Source organism: Streptomyces bambusae (assembly GCF_020532645.1).
Taxonomy (GTDB): domain Bacteria; phylum Actinomycetota; class Actinomycetes; order Streptomycetales; family Streptomycetaceae; genus Streptomyces; species Streptomyces bambusae.
On record NZ_JAJAUZ010000015.1, the window covers coordinates 13980 to 38052 of the forward strand.

A 24073-nucleotide genomic window follows, 5' to 3' on the forward strand; every position below is an offset into this window, starting at 1 on the left:
GCGCATCCGCTGCGCCGCCCGCCCCCGGTCGTCCGCTGCCGGGCGTCAGGCCTGGCAGACACCGCGCTCGTAGTCGAACGTCGCGGCGTGCTTCGAGTGCTGCCACTGCGGGGCCAGCAGCTCGGCGTCGAGCTGCGCGGCGGCCGCCGGGCTCTCCACGATGTAGCCGAAGTCCTGGAGCCAGGCCGGGTACAGGTTCTTCGAGCCGATGTAGAACGCCGAGCCGTCCACGGAGATCAGCTTGTGGTGCTGGGCGTACGGGCTGCCGTCCGCCCAGGTGTTCGTGCCGGCGGCGGCCCGGAACGGGGCCAGCTGGAGGTTCGTGCACATCGCGGCCCGGGCCTTGCCCGTGTCACCGGTGAGCCGCGCCAGCCGGTCCCGCAGGGTGTCGCTGATCTCGGCCATCGACTTCATCTGCGAGTAGCCGCCGGCGCTGCCCACCGCACCGCGGTTGGCCGGGTCGCTGACCACGATGCGGACCTTCACGCCGGCCGCCAGCTTCGCGGCGAGGGTGTCGTACACGCGGATGTCGTAGCGGGGCAGCGGGGGGCAGCTGCCGTTGAGGTCCTGCTGGGAGATCTCGATGCGTCCGGTGGCGCTCGCCAGCAGGGCGCGCAGGGCGCTCTCCTCGGGGTTGACCGTGTCGTAGTCGCGGTCCCCGTTGGTCTTGTCCGGCAGGCTCACGATGCTGCACTTCGTGTCGGACGCGACCGGCAGGGCGGGCCGGAACTGCGACAGCGGGTCCACGCTCCGGATGCCCACGCCGAGGCCGCCGACCGCGATGACCTGGGTGTCGCCCGCGGCCGGGTCGGGCAGGCCCGCGGTCTGCTGCTCCAGTGCGGGCGTGCAGTCGCCGCCGTTGGACGCGGCGAACCAGACGCTCGCCAGGCTGCTCTTGTTGGCGCAGGTCCAGCCCCACAGGGTGTCCAGGTAGCGGCCCGCGGAGGCGGCGGCCGGCCCCGACAGGGCCATGTCCACGTCCGCCACCGGGTGGGCGGTCTCCAGGTAGTCGCCCTTCCAGCTGTTGACGCCGCCGGTGATCGCGGACCGGTTGTCGACCACCACGAGCTTCGAGTGGTTCCACGACAGGGAGGTCTTCGACGTGGTCATCGTGGCCACGTTGAGCGTCACCCGGCCCGCCGCGTCGCCCAGCTTCGCCACCAGCTCGTCGCGGTACTTCGAGGGCACCACGCTCATGTGGTACAGCGGCGCCGCGCCGGCCAGGACGCGGACCTTGAGGTGGTTGCCGTTCGCCGTCGAGGCCTTGAGGCCGGCGACGATCGCGTCCTGGAAGGCGCCGTCCGGGAACGGCGCCAGGGTGGAGATGTCGACCGTCCGCTGCGCCTTGGAGATGTTCTCGGTCATCTTCGCGAGCAGCCGGCGGGTGCCCGGGCGGTCCGTGCAGGACGGGTCGCCCCAGCAGCCCGGGGTCGGCAGCAGCCAGCCGTCCGGCTCGGCCGCCGTCCCGTCGAGGCGGTTGCCCGCGGTGCGCTGCCAGACCTGCCCTTCCAGCCCCGGGGAGACCTGGCGGAGGGTCCGCTCGACCGCGTCGAGGTGCGGGGCGGGACCGGATTCGGCGGCGGCCGGAGCGGCCGGGAGGAGGGCGAGGGCGAGGGCGGGCGCGAACGCCGGGAGGAACGAACGGCGGAGCCGGTGGCGGTGCAATGTGCTTCCTTGGCTGAGAGCGGATCGGTGGTGCGGCGCGTTTGCGGACGCGCAGGCAGGCGCCCCGAACGAGGTGCCCGACAAGATCAACGCGCGGAAGTTACCAGTCCGTAGCATCTGTTCGAGATCGGAACAGCATGGAATCGGCCACTCCGCACGGAAGTCGCCTCATTTCTGCTACAACGCCGCCATGGAACGGAACGAGAAGTTCGAGATCACCCCCGCCAGCCGCGACGACATGGCCCTGCTCCGCGCCTGGGCCGACGACGAGGGCTGGAACCCCGGCGACACCGACGTCACCGCGTTCGCCGTCGCCGACCCGGCCGGATTCCTCGTCGGCCGCCTCGACGGCAAACCCGTCGCCTGCATCTCCGCCGTCCGCTACGGCACCGGCTTCGGCTTCATCGGCTTCTACATCGCCCGCCCCGAGGTGCGCGGCCAGGGGTACGGCATCCGGATGTGGAACGCCGGCATGGCCCGCCTCGAAGGCCGTCTCGTCGGCCTGGACGGCGTCCTCGACCAGCAGGACAACTACCGCCGCTCCGGCTTCCGTTCCGCCTGGAACAACATCCGCTACGAAGGCCGGGTCCCCGACACGGCGCCGCCGCTGCCCGACGGGGTCGAGCTCGCCGACGCCGGCACCCTGCCCTTCGACCGGCTCGCCGCCTACGACCGCCGCTTCTTCCCCGAGCCCCGCGACGGCTTCCTGTCCGCCTGGACCGGGCTGCCCGGCCGCACCGCCCTCGCCGCCGTCCGCGACGGACGCATCGAGGGCCTCGGCGTGATCCGTCCCTGCAGCGGCGCCTCCCGCATCGGGCCGCTCTACGCCGACGACCCCGAGACCGCCGCCGCCCTGCTGCACGCCCTCGCCGCCCGGACCCCGCAGCGGACCGTCGCCGTGGACGTACCCGACGCCAACCCGGCCGCCACCGCCCTGGCCACCGGACTGGGGCTGACCCCTTCCTTCGAGGCCGCCCGCATGTACACCGGCGACACCCCCGACCTGGACCTGCCGGGGATCTACGGCGTCACCAGTCTCGAACTCGGCTGACCCGGGGCGCGATTGGCCCCGCCGCAGGGCTCGACCAGCGCGGATATCGGCGTACGGTGGAAGGGAGACGGAGGTCACCATGAGCGCGCAGCCCCCCGGCACCCCGCCCCGCCCGTACGCCGACCCCTACCGCATCCAGGACGACGAAGGACCCCAGACGATCGCGGAGCTCCGCGCCGCCCTCGCCCGGGTCTCGCCGCTGGACCTCGCCGTGTTCAACGCCCGCCTGGACAGCGCCCGGCTCGGCGCGGTGCCCGCGGTGCTCACCGAATACCGCCACGTCCTGGCCCTCCGCACCAGCCCCGAGGTCGCCACCGCCATCGGCGACGCCCTCGACGGCCACGAGAAGACCATGGGCATGGACGACTTCTTCGCCTCGCTGGACGCGTCGTACGAGCCGGGCGAGGGGGGCCTTTGAGCGACTGGAACGTTCTGCTGCCCGAGCGGCTCAACCGCGAGGTCGCCGAACTCACCCCGGGTGAACGCAAATCCCTGTACCTGGCCCTGAAGAAGCTCGCCGCCGACCCGCGCGCGGGCAGCTCCGCCGAACCCGTCACCGGAGCCGAGCTGCGCCGGTGCCTCACCGCCCCGGCCGCGGACACCGGCGGTGTGGTCACCGTCCTCTACCGCGTCATCCCCGACACCCGCACCGTGGCCATCATCTGGCTGGTCGCCGGCCCCTGAACGGGTACGGCCGGGCCCGGCGGGCCGCGCTCCCCGGCCCGCCCGGGCGGTTCCGCCGCAGGTCCCGGTCGCCCGCCGGCCGCGGTGGATCCGGCCGGGGCCGTTCCCCCGCGGCCCCGGTGTCGTTGACCCGGCATGAAGCTGTTGCCCGAAGCGGCCGCGCCGGGCGTGGGGGAGCGCGCCGCGGAGGCCGCCGAAGCCGCCTGCCACCTGCACGACGCCGTGGGACCCGGACGCTGGAGCCGGGAGGCGGCCGAGGACGCCCTGGAAGTCATCGAGACCACCGCCCAGGCCCTGGCCACCGCCCACCCGGCCGCGCCCGGCGCCCTCGCCCCCGTCTACGCGGCCGTCGCCGGACTGCGCCACAGCCTCGGCCTGCCGCCGCCCGCCCCCGGCCTGCCCGGCGGCGCCCCCGTCCTGCCGCCGCGGATGCTCGGCAACCCCCGCCGCTCCCGGCTGCACGGACCCAAGCCCGGCCCGGCGGCCTGATCGAGCGGTACCCGAGCGGGACCGGACGGGCCCTCGACCACCGCCCGGCCGGGCGGGCGGTGCGCCGTGCGAGGCTGGGACCGTACGGATTTCGACCACTGGGCACCGACAACGAACGGAGCCGTCCCACCCATGCGTTACGGAACTCTCGGCACCTCCGGGCTGCACGTCTCGGCCGTAGGCCTCGGCACCAACAACTTCGGCTGGCGCCTGGACGCCCGCGCCACCAAGGAGGTCGTGGACGCGGCCCTCGACGCCGGCATCACCTTCTTCGACGGGGCCGACATCTACGGCAGCCCGCGCGGCAGCTCCGAGGAGTTCCTCGGCCAGGCGCTCAAGGGCCGTCGCGACGAGGTCGTCCTCGCCACCAAGTTCGGCTACGACGGCGCCGACATGGGCTACGGTCCGGCCGCCGGCGCCAAGGGCGGCCGGGCGTACATACGCCGCGCCGTCGAGGCCTCGCTGCGCCGGCTCGGCACCGACCACATCGACCTCCTCCAGCTCCACAGCCACGACCCGGCGACCCCGCTCGCCGAGACCCTGGCCGCGCTCTCCGAGCTGGTCCGCGAGGGCAAGGTCCGCTACCTCGGCCACTCGAACTTCACCGGCTGGCAGCTGGCCGAAGCCGCCCACACCGCCCGCGAGACCGGCGCCGTCCCGTTCGTCTCGGCGCAGAACGAGTGGTCGCTGCTCGACCGCGGCGCCGAGGCCGAACTCCTGCCCGCCGCCCGCCACTACGGCGTCGGCGTGCTGCCGTACTACCCGCTCGCCAACGGCCTGCTCACCGGCAAGATCCGCCGCGGCGCCCCGGTCCCGGCGGCCTCGCGCCTCGCGGACGACGACGAGCCCGGCTACGTCGAGGACCGCATCGACCGCGTCGAGGCCCTCGCGGGCGTCGCCGAGAAGAGCGGCCACTCGATGCTGGAGCTGGCCATCGGCTGGCTGACCGCCCAGCCCGGCTGCGCGTCCGTCATCTCCGGTGCCACCTCGGCCGAGCAGGTCCGCGCCAACGCCGCGGCCGCGGACGTGGTGCTGGACGCCGGCGTGCTCGCCGACGTCGAGGCGGCCTGCCCCCGCTGACCGGACCCCGGTGCCGCGGAGGGCTCCGGAACCGGGCCGGTGAGCCCGGTCCCGGAGCCCTCCGGCCGTGTCAGCAGCTCAGGTTGGACCCGGGTGCCACCCCGAGGATCTGCGTGAACCGGGTGTAGTTGTCGATGCGGCTCTGCACCTGGGCGGGGTTGCCGCCGTTGCACTCCAGCGCGCCGTTGATCGAGCGGATCGTCTCGCCGAAGCCGGCGCCGTTCACCATGGCGGCGTGCGGGGTCATCCGGCCGGGACCGTTCTGGGTGTTCCAGTACCAGAGCGCGGTCTTCCAGGCGACCGCGGGGTCCCGCTCGACGAGGTACGGGTCGGCCAGCAGGTTGATGCCCAGCGCGTCGCCGGCCGCCTTGTAGTTGAAGTTCCAGCTCAGCTGGATGGGGCCGCGGCCGTAGTACGCCGCCTGCCCGGCCGGACAGCCGTACGGCTGCGTCGCGTCGCAGTAGTGCGGGTAGTTGGCGGTGTTCTGCTCCACCACGTGGACCAGGCCGCCGGTCTCGTGCGAGACGTTCGCGAGGAAGGCGGCGGCCTCCTGGCGCCGGACCGTGTCGCTGCCGGTGCCGGCGAAGCCGGGGTACGCGGACAGGGCCGCGGTCAGTCCGGCGTACGTGTAGAAGGAGCTGCGGTTCGGGAACATCTGCCGGAACTGGGCCTCGCTGACCACGAATCCGCCGGGCTGGGGGTCCGGGTCCGGACCGGGCCCGGTGCCACAGCTTCCCTGGTCGGCCCACACCCCCCAGGTACCGGTGGTGCCGGGGGTCTCGCCCTGGGTCCACCACTTGGCCCGCCAGTTGTGGCCGGAGTGCGAGACGGTGGCGCCGCCGGTGTAGACGGAGCCCTGGGCCCACGGGGCGGCGCAGTCGGCCGCGGCGGCGGGGGAGGCGGGCAGGGCGAGGGTCAGGGCGGCGGTCGCGGAGGCGGCCAGCAGCGCGAGGGTGCGGTGACGGAACGCACGGATCACGGAACTGCTCCTGGGGTGGGGGGAGTTGCCCGCCGGGGCCGACGGGCCTGCCGCCACTGAACCGAAATGGTCTGGACCTGTCAAGGTCTAGACCAAGAGTGATGGAATGGGGCCGGGAGTGCCGGAATGCTGCGCGCCGGAACGCCGGGGGCCGGCCGGGCGAGTGCCCGGCCGGCCCTGTCGCGCCTGATCCGCCGTCGGCGTGCGGACCGGGGCTGCGCATCCGGCGTTCCGGCCGGTCGTCGGGTCAGAAGTTGAACACCGTGCCCTTGCCGTTGCGCATGGTGCACGGGTTGCCGAAGGTGTGGGTGTAGGTGAAGCGCTGCCCCTGCCAGACGCCGTCCGCCGTCACCGTGTACGGGTTCCACTCCCGGGTACACGCGGTGGAGGTGCCGCCGTCGGTGACGAAGTCCAGCTCCGCGCCGGTGGCGTTGAGCTCGGCGCAGGCGCCGGCCGGGTCCGGGTGGGTGCCGCTCGGGGTGGGCGCGCAGGTGAGGGTCACCGCACGCAGGACGGACAGGTCGTCCTCCAGCGCCCCCGGGGCCACGGTGAGCACCAGGGCGGACGGTGCGTAGAGGCTCTCCGCTCCACTGGGTGCGGCGCCGGCCGGGCCGGGGACGGCGGCCAGGGCGAGGGCGGCCGCGGCCGCGATGCCGAGGCCCCGTGTGATGATCCGCATGTCGAACACTCCCATCGGTGTGGTTCCGGTTATCGGACGGGAGTCTTGCCTACGGCTCGTCACATTGCCTACATCGACCGCGAGTTCTCGTCACTCAAGGTGAAGCCATAGGTGCAGATCGTGGCCGGCCGGCCCGCCCTGACCTGTGCGGATTCGCGGAAGGGAATCGTCCGAAGAACGCCGTCGGCGGGTGCCGGGGCGTGATCCCACCGCTCCTCGACGTCCCGTAGACCCCTGGTGGTCCCCCTGCGCGGCTGCAAGGATCGGCCGCACCGCACGAACGACCGAGAGGGCAGGCAGACATGGCCGAGCTGCACGATCTGACCGCTGTGGAACAGGGCGAGGCGATCAAGGCGGGCACGGTGTCGCCCGCCGAGCTGACCGAGCACTACCTCGGCCGCATCGAGCGCCACGACGCCACCCTCGGCGCCTTCCTCACGGTGACCCCCGAACTGGCCCGCGAGCAGGCGGCACAGGCCGGGAGGGAAGCCCTCGCGGCCCGCCGGGACGGCCGTGACCTGGGCCCGCTGCACGGGGTCCCGGTCCCCGTGAAGGACCTCCACGCCGTGGCCGGCGTCCGCTGCACCCTCGGTTCGCAGGTGTACGCGGACCACGTCCCCGACCGCGACGACCACACGGTGGTCCGGCTCCGTGCGGCCGGCACGGTGATGCTGGGCAAGACCAACACGCCCGAGTTCGGACTCCCCTGCTACACCGAGAACACGCTCGCGCCGCCCGCCCGCACGCCCTGGGACCTCGGCCGCTCGGCCGGCGGCTCCTCCGGGGGCGCCGCCGCCGCGGTGGCCGGCGGGCTGGCGCCGGTCGCGCACGCCTCCGACGGCGGCGGTTCGATCCGCATCCCCGCGTCCGTCTGCGGCCTGGTCGGCATCAAGCCGAGCCGTGGCCGGGTGGCCGGCGGCCCGGTGTTCCACGACGTCAGCGGCCTGTCCACGCAGGGACCGGTGGCCCGCACGGTCGCCGATGCCGCCGCCCTCCTCGACGTGCTGGCCGGGCCCGCCACCGCCGCCGACCCGTACGGAGCGCCCTCGCTGCCGCCCGGCGACACCTTCCTCGCCGCCGCCCGCCGCGAGCCCGGCGCGCTGCGCATCGTCGCCCTCCCGGAGCCGCCCGTGCCCGGGGTGGCGCTGGACCCCGAGTGCCGGGCCGCGTTCGACGGCGCCGCCGCCCTGCTGCGGGGCCTCGGGCACCAGGTCGACGAGCTGGCGCTGCCCGCCGACGACCGGCTGCTCGCCTCGTTCAGCCGGGTCTGGGAGGTCATCGCGGCCATGGCCCCGGTCGCACCCGAGGACGAGAAGCTGCTGATGCCGCTCAGCCGCCACCTGCGGGAGGCCGGCGCCCGGGTGGCCGCCACCGAGTTCACCGGTGCCCTGTACGCGTTCCGGATGCTCGGCGACCTGATCGCCGAGGCGCTGCTGGGCACGTACGACATGATCCTGACTCCGACGCTCGCCCAACTGCCCGCCCCCGTCGGAGGGTTGCGCAACGACGAGGACCCTGCGGCGGAGTTCGCCGGGCTGGCCGCCTACACCCCGTACACCCCGCTCTACAACGCGACCGGCCAGCCGGCCGCGAGCGTGCCGCTGCACTGGACGGACGAGGGGCTGCCCGTCGGGATCATGCTCGGCGGCCGGTACGGGGACGAGGCGGGGCTGATCTCGCTGGCCGCCCAGCTGGAGACCGCCCGGCCGTGGGCGGCCCGGCGACCCGCCCTCTGGTGAGTCCGCCGGGCCGGACGGCCGGTCGCGGCGCTACCGGCTGAGGTGGGGTGCGTACAGGTCGATCAGCCGGGTCCTGGTCTCGTGCAGCCGCTGGGCCAGGACCCGGCCCACCCAGTGCCCCAGGGCGGAGCCGAACGCCGGATCCGCGTCCATCAGCATGCGGACGCCCGTCGCGTCGAACTCGTACGCCCGCACCGGCGTCATCGCCTCGGCGCTCAGCTGCCAGACGTACGGGGGGAAGAGCCAGGACCAGCCGACGAGCTCGCCCGGCCCCAGGCTCTCGATCACGGCCGGGCGGCGGTCCGCCACGGGTATCTCCAGCGTGACCGTGCCCGACCGCACGATCCAGAAGGCCTCGGCACGGGCTCCCTCGGTGAACAGGCGCTCGCCCTCCTCGAAGCGCACCTCGTGGGCGAGGGCCATCAGCCGGCCGCGGTGGTCGGCCGACAGTACGGCGGCGATGCGGGTGGGAGAAGGTGTGCTCACGGCGGCCTCCGCTCTCGTCCCCCGTCCGGTCCCCCTGGGCGGCACCGCCGGAATCCGGCCGGAACGGACCGGCCCCGGACGACACCGCCTGGCCCCAGTGTCGCCGAGCAGGGGCCGGATCGGCCATGCCCGGCGGATACCGGCCGGGCTACGCAGGGCTCAGGACACGCCGCGGGTGCGGTACTGGACGCTGATCCGCGGCCCGACGGCCCGCGCGGACTTCGGTACGGCGTGCTCCCAGGTCCGCTGGCAGGAACCGCCCATCACCACCAGGTCCCCGTGGCCGAGCGGCAGCCGCAGCACCGCCGGGCCGCCGCCGCGCGGCCGCAGGGCCAGGTCCCGCGGGTCGCCCACCGACAGGATCGCGACCATGGTGTCCTCGCGGGCCGAGCGCCCGTTGCGGTCGCCGTGCCAGGCCACGCTGTCCCGGCCGTCCCGGTAGAAGCACAGCCCGGCCGTCACGAACGGCTCGCCCAGCTCCGGTGCGTAGTGGCGGGACAGGGCGTCCCGCGCCTCGGTGAGCACCGGGTGCGGCAGCGGCGCCCCCTCGCCGTAGTGGGCGAGCAGCCGGGGCACGTCCACCTCCCGCTCGTACATCCGCCGCCGCTCGCCCCGCCAGGGGACCCCGGCGGCCAGCTCTTCGTACAGCGCGTCCGCCCCGGACAGCCATCCGGGCAGCAGGTCCACCCAGGCTCCGGCCCCCAGCTCGGTCCGCCGCACCCCGGCCAGCGGGCCGAGGCGCATGTCGTCGCCCTGGTCGAAGAGGGAACCCTGGAGGGATGCGTGCATACGGCCATCGTACGCCGTAATTCGCGCATGCGTTCGAGCGGCGGAGCGGCTTTGCCTCAGAGGCAACGTCGTTTGCCCCTGGGGTAACCGTCTGGCTCAATCGAGGCATGAACACCGAGCCCGTGCCCGGATCCGACGCCGGTCCGGCCGCCGAAGGGGCCGACGAGCTGCCCGTGGTCGCCCCGCAGCTGCGGGAACTCCGCCGCCGCACCGGGCTGACCCTGGAGGCGGCCGCCGCCCGGGCCCGGCTCTCGCCGGCGCACCTGTCGCGGCTGGAGACCGGGCGTCGGCAGCCGTCCCTGCCGATGCTGCTCGGCCTGGCCCGTGCCTACGGTACGACGGTATCCGAACTGCTGGGCGAGACGCTCCCCACGGCCGACCCGGTGGTCCGGCACGGCGGGCCCGGCGCCCGGGAGGCGGACGGCTGGACCTACTGGCAGGCCGGCGGCTCCGGCCGGGGCATGCAGGCGCTGCGGGTGCACGTGCCGCACGGGCGCAGTCAGGGCGAACTGGTCCGCGTCCATCCCGGCGAGGAGTGGCTGTACGTCCTCAAGGGCGGCCTGAGGCTCCACCTCGGCGACACCGAGTACCGCCTGGAGCCGGGGGACAGCGCCCATTTCGACTCGCTCACCCCGCACCGCATCGCCGCCGTCACCGCCGGCGGGGCCGAGCTGCTCTTCGTCCACACCCTGCTGCAGAGCGCGGTCGCCGGGCTGTGCCTCGGCGACGGCGCTCCGCGGCGCTGACACCGCGCACTGCCGCGCACACATCGAGGGGACACCCATGTCGCACGAACAGGGACAGACCGCGGGCGCGAACCCGGCCGACGCCGACGGCCGGACCGTCCGGGACCGGATCGAGGCGAAGTTCCCGCGGGGGCTCGTGATCCGGCTGGTCGCCTACCTCTTCCTCGGCCACCTCTTCGCGTTCTTCCTCTACCTGCTGTTCGCCCTGGGCGACGCCGGGTAGGCGCGGCCCGGGGCCGCCGCGCGGGCGCCGGCTGCGGTCAGGCGGAGCCGGCGCGCAGCCGGCGGGTCACCTCGCCCAGCCCGTCCGCGATCGCCTCCCGCTGCTCCGGCGTCAGCACGTCGATCAGCAGCTCGCGGACCGCCGCCACATGGCCCGGCGCCGCCCGCTCCAGCAGCTCCCGGCCCGCCTCTGTCAGTACCGCGAACACGCCGCGGACGTCCGACGGGCAGCTGCGCCGGCGCACCAGGCCCGCCTTCTCCAGCTGGCCCACCTGGTAGGTGAGGCCGCTCTTCGAGTTGATCAGGGCGTCCGCGAGCTCGGTCATGCGCAGCTCGCCGTCCGGATGCGCGGACAGCCGCACCAGGATCTCGTACTGCGCGTGCGAGAGGCCCGAGTCCTCCTTCAGCTGCTGGTCGAGACGCCGGTTCAGCAGGGCTCCGGCCGCGAGGAACGCCTTCCAGGCCCGCATTTCGCTCGGATCGAGCCATCTCGTTTCTGCCATGGGGCCCAGCCTACGGCAGTTGTTCAAATTCGAACCTGGGGGTACTGTCGGCGTGTGGTTCAAATTCGAACCACGCCGTCGTCGCCCCTCCGCCGTCCATCCGTCGCCGGGCGCGCTCACACTGGGAGAGAGGCACCATGAGCACTGCGACCCACGGGCGGATGCCCGCCCTGTACCTCAGCCACGGCGCACCTCCGCTCGCCGACGACCCGGTGTGGCCGGGCGAGCTGGCCGCCTGGGCCGCCGGGCTGCCCCGGCCCCGGGCGATCCTGATGGTCTCGGCGCACTGGGAAGAGGCCCCGCTGGCCCTCGGGGCCATCGAGCCGGTCCCGCTCGTCTACGACTTCTGGGGCTTCCCGGAGCACTACTACCAGGTCCGCTACGACGCCCCCGGCGCGCCGGAGCTGGCCGCGAGCGTGCGCAAACTGCTGCGCGCGCCCGGTACGCCGGTCCAGGACATCCCCGACCGCGGCCTCGACCACGGCGCCTACGTCCCTCTGGTCGAGATGTTCCCCGACGCGGACGTCCCCGTCCTCCAGGTCTCCATGCCGACGCTCGACCCGCGCCGGCTGATGGACATCGGCCGGCGGCTCGCCCCGCTCCGCGACGAGGGCGTCCTGATCGTCGGCAGCGGCTTCTTCACCCACAACCTCGCCGCCCTGCGGCACACCGGTCCGGGCGTGCCCGGCTGGTCCGCCGAATTCGACGACTGGGGCCGCCGCGCCCTGGAATCGGCCGACGTCGACGCCCTGCTCGACTTCGAGCACAAGGCGCCGGCCGGCCGGCTCGCCCACCCGCGCACCGAGCACTTCGCCCCGCTGTTCGTCACGCTCGGCGCGGCCCACGAGGAGCTCGGCAGCCAGCAGACCGCCGTCGACGGCTTCTGGATGGGCCTGGCCAAACGGTCCCTCCAGTTCGGCTGACGTACCCGCCCGCAGCCCGGCTGCACCTCCTTCCCGCGCACCCGCCCCGTGCGCGCGTTCCCGCACACCCCCGTGCCGCCCCGCCGGCGGCCCGACCCCCTTCGGAGAGGAATCCATGAGCACCGCATCCGCCCCCGCCCGTACCGCCGAGGCCGCGGTCGTCCCCACCGCGCACGCGGCCACGCTGCGTGCGTACGACCTCGGGCTGCTCGTGCTGCGGCTCGCCCTCGGCCTCACCGTGGCCGGCCACGGCGTCCAGAAGCTGTTCGGCTGGTTCGGCGGCGGCGGGATCTCCGGCACCGGGAAGTTCTTCTCGTCCGTGGGCTACCCCGCCGGTGAGGCGATGGCGGTCGTCGCCGGGCTGACCGAGACCCTCGGCGGCCTCGGGCTGGCCCTCGGCCTGCTGACCCCGCTGGCCGGCGCCGCCGTCGCCGGCACCATGGTCAACGCCCTGGTCGTGGCGTGGAGCGGCAGCTTCTTCGTCACCGCGGGCGGCGTCGAGTACGAGATCATGCTGCTGGCCGCCGCCGTCGGCCTCGCGGTGACCGGCCCGGGCCGCTACGCGCTCGACCGCTTCGTGCCCGTCGTCCGCGAGCACCGGACCCGGTACGCCGGCGTCGCCCTCGCCCTGGCCGCGGTCCTCACGGCCGCCACCCTCATCGCCCGCGCATAGGGCGGCACAGCCCACCGCACACACGGGGGCCCGACGGCCGGATCGCCGTCGGGCCCCCTGTGCGTGCGCCGCTGGCTGCGCCGCGCGTCAGGCCGCTGGTGTGCGCGAAGCTGCGTGATACCGGCTGGTTTCGAGCAACTTCCTTCAAATGGAGCCGCGTTCGCGCTATGTTGCCGGGCGCATGCCAAACAACTCGCGTGTCGCGGAGGCAGCGCCACCGGCCCCCGGGACCGCACGACGAGCTGCTGGAGCTGCCATGAGACTCGGCCTGCCGCGTTCCGCACGCCCGCACCACGATCCGCGTCCGGACCATCCGGACCGACCCCGCCGCGCCCGCCCCGCCCGGGCCCGGCTGCCCCTGCTGAGCCGGAACCGGGGGCGCTGGCGCGCCCTCGGCACGCTCCTCGCCGCCACGCTCGCCGCGGGCGTCCTCACCGCCGTGGGGCCCGCCGCCCCGGCCGCCGCGGCCTCCGCCGGCTCGGTCACCGGCTTCGCCCAGTCCGGGAACACCTTCACCGTCACGGCCTCCACCGGGGCCAAGGCCCGGGTGGTCGTGGCCCGTTCCGACATCTTCCGGATCTGGCTCTCGCCCGACGGCTCGTTCACCGAGGACCCGGCCGGCCGCGACCTGGCCGCCACCACCGACTTCGGCCCGGTGACCACCTCGTACACCGACGCCGGGACCTACTACCGGATCACCACCGGGGCCCTGTCCATCCGCGTCAACAAGTCACCGCTGCAGTTCTCCGTGTTCCGCGCCGACAACACCACCCCCGTCTGGCAGGAGACCCAGCCCACCAGCTGGACCGGCACCCAGACCACCCAGTACCTGGCGCGCGGCGCCGACGAGCAGTTCTACGGAACGGGCCTCCGGCTGGGCGAGTGGGCGCTGCGCGGCAAGACCGTCCCGGTCGCCGTCGACAACAAATGGCGCGAGAACAACAACGCCAGCCCCGCGCCGTTCTACATGTCCACCAACGGCTACGGCGTCATGCGCAACACCTGGGCGCCCGGCTCGTACAGCTTCAACGCCCCCGGCGCCTTCACCCACAACGAGAAGCGCTTCGACGCCTGGTACTTCACCGGCGACTCCCTCAAGCAGGTCCTCGACGCGTACACCGACGTGAGCGGCAAGCCGTTCCTGGCCCCGATGTGGGGCTTCGAACTCGGCAACGCCGACTGTTTCAACGCCTCCAACCCGGAGTACCAGGGCGACCACGACCGGGCCCGCCACCAGACCACCCCCGACGTGGTCGGCTACGCCGCCGACGCCCGCGCCGCCGACATGCCCTCCGGCTGGTTCCTGCCCAACGACGGCTACGGCTGCGGCTACACCGCGCCCCTGAAGTCCACCGTCGACGCCCTGCGCGCCAAGGGCTTCCAGACCGGCCTGTGGACCTCCACCGGCCTGTCCGGCATCGCGGACGAGGTCGGCACCGCCGGCACCCGCGGGGTCAAGACCGACGTCGCCTGGATCGGCAGCGGCTACAAGTACGCCTTCGACGGGGTGCAGCAGGCCGTCGACGGCATCGAGAAGAACTCCGACGCGCGCCGTTACGTCTGGACCGTGGACGGCTGGGCAGGCACCCAGCGCAACGCCGTGGTGTGGACCGGCGACACGTACGGCACCTGGGACGACATGCGCTGGCACGTCCCGGCGATCACCGGCGCGGGCCTGTCCGGCTTCAACTACGCGGCCGGCGACGTCGACGGGATCTTCGGCGGCAGCCCCAAGACGTACGTGCGCGACCTCCAGTGGAAGGCGTTCACCCCGGCCTTCATGACCATGTCCGGCTGGGGCGCCACCAACCCGGCGGCCGGCTACCAGGACAAGCAGCCCTGGCGGTTCGCCGAACCGTACCTGTCCGTCAACCGCAAGTACCTCCAGCTCAAGATGCGGCTGATGCCCTACCTGTACACGATGAGCCGCACCGCCCACGAGACCGGCGTCCCGAGCACCCGGGCCCTCGTCCTGGAGTACCCCGACGACCCGGTGGCCCGCGGCAACCTGACGAGCGGGCAGTTCATGGCCGGGGACGCCTTCCTGGTGGCGCCCGTCACCTCCGACACGACCGTCCGCGACGGCATCTACCTGCCGGCCGGCACCTGGACCGACTACTGGACCGGCCGCACGTACGCGGGCCCGGGCTGGCTGAACGGCTACGCGGCGCCCCTCGACACCCTGCCGCTGTTCGTCAAGGGCGGCTCGGTCGTCCCCATGTGGCCGCAGATGAACCACACCGGTGAGAAGCCGGTCTCCACCCTCACCTACGACATCCACCCGCGCGGCACGTCCTCCTTCAGCCTGTACGAGGACGACGGCCTGACCCGCGCCCACCAGAACGGCGCGTACGCCCGGCAGCGCGTGGACGTCACCGCCCCGGCCGCCGGCAGCGGCGACGTGACCGTGTCCGTCGGCGCCGCCACCGGCAGCTACACCGGCAAGCCCGCCTCCCGCGGCTACGAGTTCACGCTGCACGTCGCGGGCGCCCCCACCACGGTCACCGACGGCGGCGCGGCCCTGCCCGCCCACGGCACGCGGGCCGCGTACGACGCGGCCGCGACCGGCTGGTTCTTCGACCCGGCCGACCGCTCGGGCGTGCTGCGCGTCAAGACGGGCGCCAAGTCGGGGGCGTTCACGGTCACCGCCAACGGGGTCCGGCTGCCCGCGGCCGAGCCGGTGCCGGCCGCCACCCCGATCCCGCAGACCGGCTGGAGCGTCGTCCACGCGGACAGCGAGGAGACCGCGGCCGAGAACGGCGCCGCGGCGAACGCCATCGACGGGAACCCGGCGACCATGTGGCACACCGCCTGGTCCTCGAACAAGCCGGCCGCCCTGCCGCACGAGATCCAGATCGACCTCGGCGCCCGCCACACCCTGGACGGGCTGGGCTACCTGCCCCGCCAGGACGGCGGGTCCAACGGCCGGATCGGCGGCTACGAGGTGTACGTGTCCGACACCACGGCGAACTGGGGCGCCCCGGCCGCCACCGGGACCTTCGCCGACACGGCCGCCGCGAAGACCGTGCCGCTGGCCGGGCGCACCGGCCGCTATCTGCGGCTGAAGGCGACCGGCGAGGCCGGCGGCCGCGGCCCGTGGACCAGCGCGGCCGAGATCACCGCGACCGGCCGGCCCGCCCCGCTGCCCGCGGACGCGACCCTGGTCAACGCCGCGTCCGCGACCTGCGTCGACCTGCCGCACAGCGCCACCACCCCGGGCACCGAGCCGACGCTGTACACCTGCCACGGCGGGCCCAACCAGCGCTGGACCCTGCGGGCCGACGGCCGGCTCACCGGACTCGGCGGCATGTGCCTGGACGGCACGGCCGCGGCCCGCGTCACCCTCCAGACCTGCACCGGCACCGCCGGCCAGACCTGGGAGGCCGGACCGCAGAGCACGCTGCGCAACGGCGGCCAGTGCCTCGCCCCGGCAGGCGGCGCCACGGCCAACGGCACCAAGCTCACCCGCACGCCCTGCGACAACACCACGGCACAACGCTGGACCTTCTCCTAGCGGGCGTCGCCAGGCCCGCAATCCCCACCGGCTGCCGCCCGGACCCCCGGTCCGGGCGGCAGCCGGCTGTCCGGGCCCTCTTGCCTGCGCGGCCCCGGCGCGGCAGCCTGGCCCGCGCACCCGCACCACCCTGAACGGCCACACCCCCACACCGGTCGATGAAAGGTCAAGGTGCCCTGGGAATGAGTGAGTTACGAAGCCGCCGTGCGCTGTCGCTGCTGCTGCCGGCCGCCCTGCTCGCCGCGGGACTGCAGCTCGGCGCCGGGCCCGCCGCGGCCGCACCCGCACCGTCCGGCGCGGCCCGGCCCGCCGTGGGCGCGGCGCTGCCCGACAGCTGGATCGTCGTACTGAAAGAACCTGCGGAGCGGACCGGCCGCGCGCCCGCCGCACCCGTGGCGGACACGGCCCGCGCGCTGCTCGCCGGCGCCGGGGCCGGCGGCGCCCGGCTCGGGCACGTCTACCGGTCCGCGCTCCAGGGGTTCTCGGCCCGGATGAGCCGTGCGCAGGCTGCCAGGATCGCCGCCGACCCGCGGGTCGCCCGCATCGAGCAGGACCGGGTCCTCGCCCTGCCCGCGGCCACCCCCGCGGTACGGCAGGACGCCGCCCCCTGGGGGCTGGACCGGATCGACCAGCGCCGGCTGCCGCTGTCCACCACCTACACGCCGCCGTCCACCGGGGCCGGGGTCCGGGTGTACGTGATCGACACCGGACTGCGCGTCACGCACACGGAGTTCGGCGGCCGGGCCACGGTCGGCACCGACACCGTCGGCGACGGCCGCAACGGCGACGACTGCCACGGCCACGGCACCCATGTCGCGGGCATCGCCACCGGCCGCACGTACGGCGCGGCGAAGGAGGCACGGCCGGTCGCCGTCCGCGTCCTCGACTGCCAGGGCTCCGGCACCACGGCGGGCGTGGTCGCCGGCATCGACTGGGTCTCGGCGCACGCGGTCCGGCCGGCCGTCGCCAACATGAGCCTGGGCGGCGCGGCCAGCTCGGTGCTCGACGCGGCCGTCCGCCGCTCGGTCGCCTCCGGCATCACCTACACCGTCTCGGCGGGCAGTTCGGGCACCGCCGGCGGCGCGTGCAACCAGTCGCCCGCCCGGCTGCCGGAGGTCGTCAGCGTCGGGTCCACCGACCGCACCGACCGCCGGGCCGCCTCCTCCAACTACGGGAACTGCGTGACCCTGTTCGCACCCGGCGTGCAGATCCCGTCGGCGTGGAAGGACGCCGACACCGCCACCGCCGTGCTGAGCGGCACGTCGATGGCCACCGCGCACACGGCCGGCGCCGCCGCCCTCCACCTGTCCCGCCATCCGGCGGACGGCCCGGCCCGGGTCAAGCAGGCGCTCACGGCCAACGCCACCACCGGCGTCCTCCAGGGCAGCCCCCCGCCGGTCCCGGACCGCCTGCTGTACGTCGTCTATCCCTGAACGCGGGCCGCCCGCTGTCAGCGGTGGACGTTCCAGCGCACCTTCGACTTCAGCTGCGCGGTGATCTTCGGGTCGCGCACCGACGGGGTGCGGTCCTCCACGGCCACGCCCAGCTTGTGGGTCTTCCCGTCGGCGAGCCGGCCGGCCAGGTCCGCGACCGCCACCTTCGTCTTGCCGCGCAGCGAGCGCAGCTCCTTGCCGTCGAGGTACCAGCGGATGGTGAACTGGCGGCCGTCCTTGCCGGTCAGGCGCGGCACGGAGATCTTGACCGTCTTGCCCGGGCGCAGCGTGGCGTCGGTCGGGGTGAGCGGCGTGACCGGGTTCGCGTGCCGGTGGAAGCCGGCGATCATCGCCTCCACGCCCGGCAGGTTGAACGGCTTGTCGAGCACCCGCATCATCGAGCTGTCGGTGGGGCGGTAGAGGCCCTTGACGTAGTAGCCGCCGCCCTCGTAGGCGCCGACCTTGCCGCCGTCGGGGGAGGTCTCGCCCAGCCAGCGGTACCACTTGGTCCGCTGCTCGGCGAGCTTGCGGGCGGTCAGGACGCTGACGTTGACGTCGTCGACCTCGGGGCCGTCGTACTTCTCGTAGCCGGGGTAGCCCGGGTAGAAGTACTCGTCGGCGAGCTTGCCGAGGGAGTGGCCGGTCTCGTGGATGGCGACCTGGCCGGACTGCTCGTTGCCCGCCGAGGCGGTGGATATGCCCTCGTAGCCGTACTTGGCGCTGCGCTGGTTGTACCCGGCGCCGCCGTACTTGGTGCTGTTGGCCAGCACGATCACCAGATCGGCGTCGGGGGCCTTCGCCACGTACTTGTCGACCTTGGTCTGGTCGATGCAGAGCAGCCGCTCGATGTCGTCGCACCAGAAGTAGGAGCCGAGGGCGGTGTTGCGGACGACACCCTTCTCCGGGTCGCCCGTGACGCCGGACTGCTTCGAGACCGCGTCGACCGTCCAGACGTTGAACAGGTTCCTGTACGTGGTGTACGGCTCGACGGCGGCGACCTCGGCCCACTTGGCCTTCGCGTCGGCGTGGAACTTGGCCTGCTGGGCGGCGGTGTACCCGTCGCCGATGATGACGACGTCGAGCCGGTCCTTGGTGCGACCGGTGTTGACGAGCTTGCCCAGCTCGCCGTCCTGCGCCGCCTCGGCGGACGACAGCTGACCGGACGGCTTGTTGCGGCCGGCGGCCGGGACTTCGGTGTGTCCGGAACCGGCGACGTTGCCGTGCTCCGGGCCCGGGATCTCGACGGTGACCCCGCCGTGGTCCACGGCGGCCTCCGGCGGAGCGGCGGACGCCCCGCCCGATACGGTGGCCAGGACGGCGGTGGCGGTGGTGGCGACACCGGCCGCGATGACTGCTCTGCGCAGCGCTGAACGCATGAAAACCTCTCCCCGACGGGGCAGTTAAGCAAGCGGATAAGTACGATGAACGAGTTGCTTAACTTAGGTGTGGGCAGGGGTCCTACGCAATGTCACCACGCCGCCGGACACCGGAAGCCGCAATCGTCAGGGGGCTCTGCCATGGATGAACCGGCCGAGATCGGGCGCCGCGTGCAAACGCTGCGCGGGCGTCTGGGCCTGACCCAGCGCCAGCTCGCCGAACCCGCCTACACACCGGCCTACATCTCCACCCTGGAGTCCGGCCGGGTGCGCCCGTCGGAGACCGCGCTGCGCTTCCTCGCCCAGCGGCTCGGCACCACCTTCGAGGAGCTGGCCACCGGCCGCCCCGCCCGCCTCGCCACCGAACTCCGCCTCGGCCTCACCGACGCGCAGCGCCAGCTGGCCACCGGCGCCGCCGACGAGGCCGCGGTCGGCTACCGCCGCCTGCTCACCGACGCCGAGCACCTGGAGCTCGTACCCGAGCAGGCCGAAGCCCTCCTCGGGCTCGGCGACTGCGCCCTGGAGGCGGGGGAACTCGACGACGCCCGGCGCCACTTCGAGGCCGCCGAGCAACTGCTGGCCGGCGAGCCGCTGCCGCGCCGGGCCCGCGCGGTCCGCGGCCGGGCCGTCGCCCACCTCCTCGCCGGGGAACTCCGCTACGCCTGCTACCTCCTGGAAGCCGCCATCGACGAGCTGACCGCCGGCGGCCTGGCCGACCCCGAGGCACTGCTCCTGCTGTACGCGGCGATCATCGGGCCGTACATCGACATGGGCGCCCACGCCCGCGCCGCGCACGCCGCGGAACTCGCCCTCTCCCTCGCCCCGCAGGCCGCCGACCCCGCCCTCGTCGCCGGCATGCACCGGCAGGTGGCCCGCACCTTCCTGGCCGAGGGCCGGACCGCCGACGCCGACGCCTCGCTCGCCAAGGCCCAGTCCATCTACCGGCAGCTCCAGCTGCACACCGACCTCGCGCACTGTCACTGGATGCGCGGCTACGTCCTCGCCCAGAAGGGCGAACTCCTCGGTGCGGAGAAGGAGCTGCGGACCGCGCACACCATGCTGGCGGCCAAGCGGGCCGCCCTCTACACCGCGCAGGTGGAGGTCGAACTCGCCGACGTGCTCCGGAGACTGGGCCGCCGGGACGAAGCCGCCGTCCTGCTGTCGGCACTGCTGGAACTCGACGACCGGCACGGCGCCGTGCACGCGGCCGGCGCGCACCGGCTGCTCGGCCTGATCGCCGAGGAGGACGGCGCGGCCGAGCAGGCCGAAGAGCACTACGTACGGGCCCTCGCCCTGCTGGAGCGCAGCGGTGCCAGCGGCGACCTGGCCGACCTGTGCCGGCTCCTCGGCGACCTGCTGCGCCGCACCGGCCGCACCGAAGCGGCCCTCGACGTGTACCGGACCGGCCTCGGGCACCGGGCCACCCCGGGCACCACCACCCTCGGACCCGCACCGGCCGGACCGCAGCCGGCCTGAGCCGGCCCGCCGCCCGGGAGCCGCCACCGGAGGGACCGCCGCCGAGGAGACCGCTGGCGGGGGAGCCGACCGCCGCTTCTCCACTTCCTGTACAGTTGTCCAGAAAGTAGAGGAGTCCTCATGCATGTCACCGCCCAGATCCTGACCGGCGCCGTCGCCGCGCTGCACGCGTACTTCCTGGTCCTGGAGATGTTCCTGTGGGAGCGGCCGCCGGGCCGCCGGCTCCACGGCCAGGACCCCGAAACGGCCAGCAAGACCGCGGTCCTCGCCGCCAACCAGGGCCTCTACAACGGCTTCCTCGCGGCCGGCCTGGTGTGGTCCCTGATCACCGGAGACCTCGGGGTCCAGGTCTTCTTCCTGGTCTGCGTGATCGTCGCCGGCGTCTACGGGGCCGCGACCGCGAACAAGCGGATCCTCGTCGTCCAGGCCGGCCCCGCCGCGCTCGCGCTCGCTGCCGCCCTGCTCGCCGCATGACCCCGGCCGCCGGGGACCCGCGGACCGCCCGGACCAGGGCCCGGCTGCGCGAGGCGCTGCTCGCCGAGTGCGCCGACCGGCCGCTCGCCGAGGTGAACGTGTCCGCCGTGGTCCGCCGGGCCGGCGTCGGGCGCGCCACCTTCTACCTGCACTACGAGGACCTGACCGGGCTCGCCGTGGACGCCTGCGCCGAGGTGGTGCACGCCGCCGTGGACGCCCTGCACGCCTGGCAGACCGGGCCGGGTTCGGTGCCGCCGGCCCGGCCCCCGGCCGCGCTCGCCGAGTTCCTCGCGGCCACCGCCCACCGCGGCGACCTGCACCGCACCCTGCTCCTGCCCGGTGGATCCGGCCCGCTCGGCGACCGGCTGCACGTCGAATTGCGGGCCCGCGCCCACGCGGAGCGCGAGCGGGCCGGCGCCCCGCACTCCGAACTCGTGGCCTCCGCGGTCGCGGGCACGTTCACCGCGGTGCTCGCCGACTGGCTGCACGGCACCGTCCCGGGCGGCCCGCAGCAGCTCGCCGACCGGCTCTGGCTGCTGCTGATGGGCCTGCACCGGGCGGGCGGCGCCCCGGTCAGCTGACGGCGGCCCCGCCCTCACGGACCCAGCGGAACTCCACCTCGGGGTACCGCACCGACGGCGCCGCCAGCAGGGGAGCCGGCCGGCCGCGCAGGAACCGGTCGAAGAAGGCCCGTGCGTACACCCGGACCAGCTCGGCCGACCGGGCCGCCGCCAGAGTGCCCAGCAGCTCCGCGTACAGGTCCGCCGGCCAGGCCTCGCGCAGCCCGCCGGGCCCGGCGAAGTGCGGCAGGTCGGTGTACGTGAGGTGGCCGGTGCCCGCGATCCGCAGCTGCCGGGCCCAGCCGCGCTGGTGCTCCCGCCAGCGCCGCCAGGTGTCGTGGTCCTCCAGCGCCGTCAGCAGCAGGTACGGGCGGTCCAGCCCGAGCTCCGGGACCGGCGAGCCGAAGAACGCCCCGTCCAGGCCCAGCCCGGCCCGGAACCGCGGGTCCGTGCGCAGCACCTCGGCGGCAGCCGCCCCGCCCATCGAATGGCCGAGCACCCCGATCCGGCGGGGATCGGCGCACGGCCGACCGGGCCCGGCGGCCCCGGTGAGCGCTCCCGCCACGAAGCGCAGGTCGCCCACCCGGGCGGCGATCTCCAGACGCTCCTGGGCCTCCCAGTCGGCCGGCTCCTCGGGCAGAACGCTGCGGACCACCCGGCCGCCGGGGAACTCGACCACCGCGGCGTCGTAGGTGTGGTCGACCGCGGCGACCAGGTAGCCGTGCGCGGCCAGGTCCTCGGCGAGCGCGGTGCCGTTGCCGCGGCCGCCCTTGCGCCCGTGCCCGAACAGCAGCAGGGGGAGCGGGCCGGGCACGGCCGCAGCGCCGTACCGGGCGTGCGGGCGGAGGGCGGCCAGTGTCCCCGGGGCGAGCGGCAGCTCCGCCTCCAGCGCGGCGGCCGCAGCCTCGCCCGTGTACCGGGCCCGCGGGTGCCGCCGGGCGCCGGCCGCGGCCGGGTACCAGAGCTGCACCATCAGCTCGCGGGGCCGCCGGTCCGGGGCGAGCGGGTCGGCGCGGCCGTGGTCCACGAGGTGCAGGTCGAGGGTGCCGACGGGGCGGCGGGCGGTGGGTGCGGGGAGGTCGAAGGGCGGCACCCGGAGGGCCGCGCCCGGTGCCGCGTGCGCGGGGCCCGCGGAGAGGGAGAGTGGGCCGGCGGCACCCAGCCCGGCGAGAAGGACCAACGAACGACGCGAGACCATCAGGCACCCACCCCGGAATCCGGCCGACAGGACGACGGCTCACCCTAGTTGGTCTGGACCAATCTGCCCAGAGGTGCGCGGGAGGCCCAAGGGCCGCCAGAGGGTCGCGCAAGCATTCACCTGTAAATGGCGCCTTCGCGCGAGGATCCACTCAGCCGAAACATTTCGGCATCAAAACTAGCGATCCGATTGCGCGCATGAATCCCTAACATTGCGCGTGTACGCCCGGGACCCCCCAGGGCTGCCACTGCACCCATCAGCACGAACGAAAGGTGGCCCCCGTGGGACGGGTCGTCGTCATCAGCACCGGCGGGACCATAGCCAGCCGCTGGCAGGGCACCGGCTTCGCCGCCGACGCGCGCGGCCAGGAGGTCATGGCCACCGCCTCGGTCCCCGAGGGCGTCACCGTCGAGGTCGTCGACCTCTTCAGCGTGAACAGCCCCCGCCTGACCAGCGCCCACCAGCTCACCCTGCTGCGCACCGTCCACGAGGTGCTCGCCGACCCCGCTGTGACCGGCATCGTCGTCACCCACGGCACGGACACCCTGGAGGAGTCGGCCTTCTTCGTCGACCTCCACCACGACGACCCGCGCCCCGTCGTCTTCACCGGCGCGCAGCGCCCGCTGGACGCGCCCGACGGCGACGGCCCCGCCAACCTGTACGACGCCCTGCTGACCGCCGCGACCGCCCGCGACGTCGGTGTCGTCGTCACCTTCGACGGCCGGGTGCACGCCGCCCGCGGCACCGTGAAGACGCAGACCGTCGCCCACGACGCGTTCGCCAACCCGTCCGGCGACGCCCTCGGCAGCATCGGATTCGGCCGGGTCAGCGTCCCCGTACGCCCCCGCCGGCCCGCTGCGCTCGGCCGGCCCGCCGCCGACGGCCCGCTGCCGCGCGTCGACATGGTGATGCACCACTGCGACGCCGACCCGGTCCTGTTCGAGGCGGCGCTCGCGGCCGGCGCCGAGGGCGTCGTCCTCGTGGCCACCGGCGCGGGCAACGCCACCCCGGAGTTCGTCGAGGCCGTCGCCGCCGCCACCGCCCGCGGGGTGCTCGTCGCCCTCACCACCCGGGTCGCGGCCGGACCCGTCACCGAGATCTACACCGGTGGCGGCGCCGTGGACCTGGTCGCCGCGGGGGCCGTGCCCACCGGCATCCTCCGGGCCGGCCAGGCCCGCATCGCCGTCCTGTCCGCCCTGCTCGCCGCCACCGGCCCGGACGAGCGCCGCCGGATCCTGCGCCACGCCCTCGACGAGCCCGTGGCCACGGGCACCGGCGCCGGCGCACCGGCCGAACCCGCGCCGGAACTCACCCCGGCGTAACCCGGCACGGCA

General features: G+C 74.4%; 24 protein-coding genes. 16 read left to right on the plus strand and 8 right to left on the minus strand.

The window, feature by feature from the left end; translation table 11 throughout:
- Window positions 1–45 precede the first annotated feature (45 nt).
- Window positions 46–1665: a phospholipase D-like domain-containing protein gene (locus LG634_RS13010; RefSeq protein ID WP_226733926.1), complete on the minus strand. Its 1620-nt coding sequence runs from the start codon at window positions 1663–1665 to the stop codon at window positions 46–48.
- A 190-nt stretch (window positions 1666–1855) separates the two neighbouring features.
- Here LG634_RS13010 and LG634_RS13015 point away from each other — a divergent pair, with 190 nt between their 5' ends.
- The 5 genes from LG634_RS13015 (at window position 1856) to LG634_RS13035 (ending at window position 4969) form a co-directional block, all read left to right on the plus strand.
- A complete protein-coding gene (locus LG634_RS13015) occupies window positions 1856–2716 on the plus strand; it encodes a GNAT family N-acetyltransferase (protein ID WP_226733927.1) in 861 nt (286 codons plus the stop codon).
- A 79-nt stretch (window positions 2717–2795) separates the two neighbouring features.
- Window positions 2796–3134: a hypothetical protein gene (locus tag LG634_RS13020; protein WP_226733928.1), complete on the plus strand. Its 339-nt coding sequence runs from the start codon at window positions 2796–2798 to the stop codon at window positions 3132–3134.
- A complete protein-coding gene (locus tag LG634_RS13025; protein ID WP_226733929.1) occupies window positions 3131–3400 on the plus strand; it encodes a hypothetical protein in 270 nt (89 codons plus the stop codon). Before LG634_RS13020 ends, LG634_RS13025 begins: the two co-directional genes overlap by 4 nt.
- A gap of 135 nt (window positions 3401–3535) precedes the next feature.
- Entirely contained in the window at window positions 3536–3889 is a 354-nt protein-coding gene (locus LG634_RS13030) for a hypothetical protein (RefSeq protein ID WP_226733930.1), read from the plus strand.
- A 132-nt stretch (window positions 3890–4021) separates the two neighbouring features.
- Window positions 4022–4969, plus strand: coding sequence for an aldo/keto reductase (locus LG634_RS13035; protein WP_226733931.1), 948 nt, complete (start codon window positions 4022–4024; stop codon window positions 4967–4969).
- A 70-nt stretch (window positions 4970–5039) separates the two neighbouring features.
- Here the strand turns inward: LG634_RS13035 and LG634_RS13040 are convergent, their stop codons facing one another.
- Together LG634_RS13040 and LG634_RS13045 are read right to left on the minus strand one after the other, a co-directional pair.
- Window positions 5040–5948: a glycoside hydrolase family 19 protein gene (locus LG634_RS13040; protein ID WP_308072469.1), complete on the minus strand. Its 909-nt coding sequence runs from the start codon at window positions 5946–5948 to the stop codon at window positions 5040–5042.
- A gap of 247 nt (window positions 5949–6195) precedes the next feature.
- Window positions 6196–6627 carry a subtilase-type protease inhibitor gene (locus tag LG634_RS13045; protein WP_226733932.1) on the minus strand — a complete coding sequence of 144 codons (432 nt, stop codon included), beginning with the start codon at window positions 6625–6627 and terminating at the stop codon, window positions 6196–6198.
- 302 nt (window positions 6628–6929) lie between these two features.
- Between LG634_RS13045 and LG634_RS13050 the strand changes: the two genes are divergently transcribed.
- On the plus strand, window positions 6930–8366 hold the full coding sequence (locus LG634_RS13050) for an amidase (protein ID WP_226733933.1): 1437 nt from the start codon (window positions 6930–6932) through the stop codon (window positions 8364–8366).
- 30 nt (window positions 8367–8396) lie between these two features.
- On the opposite strand, the gene LG634_RS13055 is transcribed toward LG634_RS13050, so the two are convergent.
- Entirely contained in the window at window positions 8397–8852 is a 456-nt protein-coding gene (locus LG634_RS13055) for a Crp/Fnr family transcriptional regulator (RefSeq protein ID WP_226733934.1), read from the minus strand.
- Between the two features lie 159 nt (window positions 8853–9011).
- Window positions 9012–9641 (minus strand): alpha-ketoglutarate-dependent dioxygenase AlkB, encoded by a 630-nt coding sequence (locus LG634_RS13060; protein ID WP_226733935.1) that lies wholly within the window; start codon window positions 9639–9641, stop codon window positions 9012–9014.
- A 107-nt stretch (window positions 9642–9748) separates the two neighbouring features.
- On the opposite strand from LG634_RS13060, the gene LG634_RS13065 reads away from it, so the two are divergent.
- On the plus strand, window positions 9749–10387 hold the full coding sequence (locus tag LG634_RS13065) for a helix-turn-helix domain-containing protein (RefSeq protein ID WP_226733936.1): 639 nt from the start codon (window positions 9749–9751) through the stop codon (window positions 10385–10387).
- Between the two features lie 37 nt (window positions 10388–10424).
- Window positions 10425–10610: a DUF6126 family protein gene (locus tag LG634_RS13070; protein WP_226733937.1), complete on the plus strand. Its 186-nt coding sequence runs from the start codon at window positions 10425–10427 to the stop codon at window positions 10608–10610.
- A 37-nt stretch (window positions 10611–10647) separates the two neighbouring features.
- On the opposite strand, the gene LG634_RS13075 is transcribed toward LG634_RS13070, so the two are convergent.
- Window positions 10648–11112 (minus strand): MarR family winged helix-turn-helix transcriptional regulator, encoded by a 465-nt coding sequence (locus LG634_RS13075; RefSeq protein ID WP_226733938.1) that lies wholly within the window; start codon window positions 11110–11112, stop codon window positions 10648–10650.
- A gap of 137 nt (window positions 11113–11249) precedes the next feature.
- On the opposite strand from LG634_RS13075, the gene LG634_RS13080 reads away from it, so the two are divergent.
- From LG634_RS13080 to LG634_RS13095, 4 genes are all read left to right on the plus strand, one after another.
- Entirely contained in the window at window positions 11250–12035 is a 786-nt protein-coding gene (locus tag LG634_RS13080; protein ID WP_226733939.1) for a dioxygenase family protein, read from the plus strand.
- 115 nt (window positions 12036–12150) lie between these two features.
- Window positions 12151–12708 (plus strand): DoxX family protein, encoded by a 558-nt coding sequence (locus LG634_RS13085; RefSeq protein ID WP_226733940.1) that lies wholly within the window; start codon window positions 12151–12153, stop codon window positions 12706–12708.
- Window positions 12709–12964: 256 nt separating this feature from the next.
- Complete coding sequence (locus LG634_RS13090) at window positions 12965–16222, plus strand: TIM-barrel domain-containing protein (protein ID WP_226733941.1); 3258 nt, start codon at window positions 12965–12967, stop codon at window positions 16220–16222.
- 182 nt (window positions 16223–16404) lie between these two features.
- On the plus strand, window positions 16405–17655 hold the full coding sequence (locus LG634_RS13095) for a S8 family peptidase (RefSeq protein ID WP_226733942.1): 1251 nt from the start codon (window positions 16405–16407) through the stop codon (window positions 17653–17655).
- Window positions 17656–17672: 17 nt separating this feature from the next.
- On the opposite strand, the gene LG634_RS13100 is transcribed toward LG634_RS13095, so the two are convergent.
- A complete protein-coding gene (locus LG634_RS13100) occupies window positions 17673–19031 on the minus strand; it encodes a M64 family metallopeptidase (protein WP_226733943.1) in 1359 nt (452 codons plus the stop codon).
- A 141-nt stretch (window positions 19032–19172) separates the two neighbouring features.
- Between LG634_RS13100 and LG634_RS13105 the strand changes: the two genes are divergently transcribed.
- The 3 genes from LG634_RS13105 to LG634_RS13115 all read left to right on the plus strand — a co-directional run bounded on the left by LG634_RS13105 (window position 19173) and on the right by LG634_RS13115 (window position 21562).
- Complete coding sequence (locus LG634_RS13105) at window positions 19173–20507, plus strand: helix-turn-helix domain-containing protein (RefSeq protein WP_226733944.1); 1335 nt, start codon at window positions 19173–19175, stop codon at window positions 20505–20507.
- Window positions 20508–20627: 120 nt separating this feature from the next.
- A complete protein-coding gene (locus LG634_RS13110) occupies window positions 20628–20981 on the plus strand; it encodes a DUF1304 domain-containing protein (protein WP_226733945.1) in 354 nt (117 codons plus the stop codon).
- The gene (locus tag LG634_RS13115) at window positions 20978–21562 is read left to right on the plus strand and encodes a TetR/AcrR family transcriptional regulator (RefSeq protein ID WP_226733946.1); all 585 of its coding nucleotides are present in this window, start codon (window positions 20978–20980) and stop codon (window positions 21560–21562) included. The genes LG634_RS13110 and LG634_RS13115 overlap by 4 nt, the downstream gene beginning before the upstream one ends.
- Here LG634_RS13115 and LG634_RS13120 read toward each other — a convergent pair.
- Window positions 21555–22739 carry an alpha/beta hydrolase family protein gene (locus LG634_RS13120; RefSeq protein WP_226733947.1) on the minus strand — a complete coding sequence of 395 codons (1185 nt, stop codon included), beginning with the start codon at window positions 22737–22739 and terminating at the stop codon, window positions 21555–21557. The two genes, LG634_RS13115 and LG634_RS13120, sit on opposite strands and share 8 nt — an antisense overlap.
- Window positions 22740–23020: 281 nt before the next feature.
- Here LG634_RS13120 and LG634_RS13125 point away from each other — a divergent pair, with 281 nt between their 5' ends.
- The gene (locus tag LG634_RS13125; protein WP_226733948.1) at window positions 23021–24061 is read left to right on the plus strand and encodes an asparaginase; all 1041 of its coding nucleotides are present in this window, start codon (window positions 23021–23023) and stop codon (window positions 24059–24061) included.
- The last annotated feature ends 12 nt before the right edge of the window (window positions 24062–24073 follow it).

Excerpts from the sequence above, each read along its gene's own strand:
- LG634_RS13085 (WP_226733940.1), top strand. The coding sequence starts at position 12,151 with ATGAGCACCGCATCCGCCCCCGCCCGTACCGCCGAGGCCGCGGTCGTC.
- LG634_RS13095 (WP_226733942.1), top strand. The coding sequence starts at position 16,405 with ATGAGTGAGTTACGAAGCCGCCGTGCGCTGTCGCTGCTGCTGCCGGCC.
- LG634_RS13045 (WP_226733932.1), bottom strand. The coding sequence starts at position 6,627 with ATGCGGATCATCACACGGGGCCTCGGCATCGCGGCCGCGGCCGCCCTC.
- LG634_RS13030 (WP_226733930.1), top strand. The coding sequence starts at position 3,536 with ATGAAGCTGTTGCCCGAAGCGGCCGCGCCGGGCGTGGGGGAGCGCGCC.
- LG634_RS13120 (WP_226733947.1), bottom strand. The coding sequence starts at position 22,739 with ATGGTCTCGCGTCGTTCGTTGGTCCTTCTCGCCGGGCTGGGTGCCGCC.
- LG634_RS13015 (WP_226733927.1), top strand. The coding sequence starts at position 1,856 with ATGGAACGGAACGAGAAGTTCGAGATCACCCCCGCCAGCCGCGACGAC.
- LG634_RS13090 (WP_226733941.1), top strand. The coding sequence starts at position 12,965 with ATGAGACTCGGCCTGCCGCGTTCCGCACGCCCGCACCACGATCCGCGT.
- LG634_RS13070 (WP_226733937.1), top strand. The coding sequence starts at position 10,425 with ATGTCGCACGAACAGGGACAGACCGCGGGCGCGAACCCGGCCGACGCC.
- LG634_RS13065 (WP_226733936.1), top strand. The coding sequence starts at position 9,749 with ATGAACACCGAGCCCGTGCCCGGATCCGACGCCGGTCCGGCCGCCGAA.
- LG634_RS13115 (WP_226733946.1), top strand. The coding sequence starts at position 20,978 with ATGACCCCGGCCGCCGGGGACCCGCGGACCGCCCGGACCAGGGCCCGG.
- LG634_RS13080 (WP_226733939.1), top strand. The coding sequence starts at position 11,250 with ATGAGCACTGCGACCCACGGGCGGATGCCCGCCCTGTACCTCAGCCAC.
- LG634_RS13020 (WP_226733928.1), top strand. The coding sequence starts at position 2,796 with ATGAGCGCGCAGCCCCCCGGCACCCCGCCCCGCCCGTACGCCGACCCC.
- LG634_RS13075 (WP_226733938.1), bottom strand. The coding sequence starts at position 11,112 with ATGGCAGAAACGAGATGGCTCGATCCGAGCGAAATGCGGGCCTGGAAG.
- LG634_RS13060 (WP_226733935.1), bottom strand. The coding sequence starts at position 9,641 with ATGCACGCATCCCTCCAGGGTTCCCTCTTCGACCAGGGCGACGACATG.
- LG634_RS13050 (WP_226733933.1), top strand. The coding sequence starts at position 6,930 with ATGGCCGAGCTGCACGATCTGACCGCTGTGGAACAGGGCGAGGCGATC.
- LG634_RS13110 (WP_226733945.1), top strand. The coding sequence starts at position 20,628 with ATGCATGTCACCGCCCAGATCCTGACCGGCGCCGTCGCCGCGCTGCAC.
- LG634_RS13100 (WP_226733943.1), bottom strand. The coding sequence starts at position 19,031 with ATGCGTTCAGCGCTGCGCAGAGCAGTCATCGCGGCCGGTGTCGCCACC.
- LG634_RS13105 (WP_226733944.1), top strand. The coding sequence starts at position 19,173 with ATGGATGAACCGGCCGAGATCGGGCGCCGCGTGCAAACGCTGCGCGGG.
- LG634_RS13035 (WP_226733931.1), top strand. The coding sequence starts at position 4,022 with ATGCGTTACGGAACTCTCGGCACCTCCGGGCTGCACGTCTCGGCCGTA.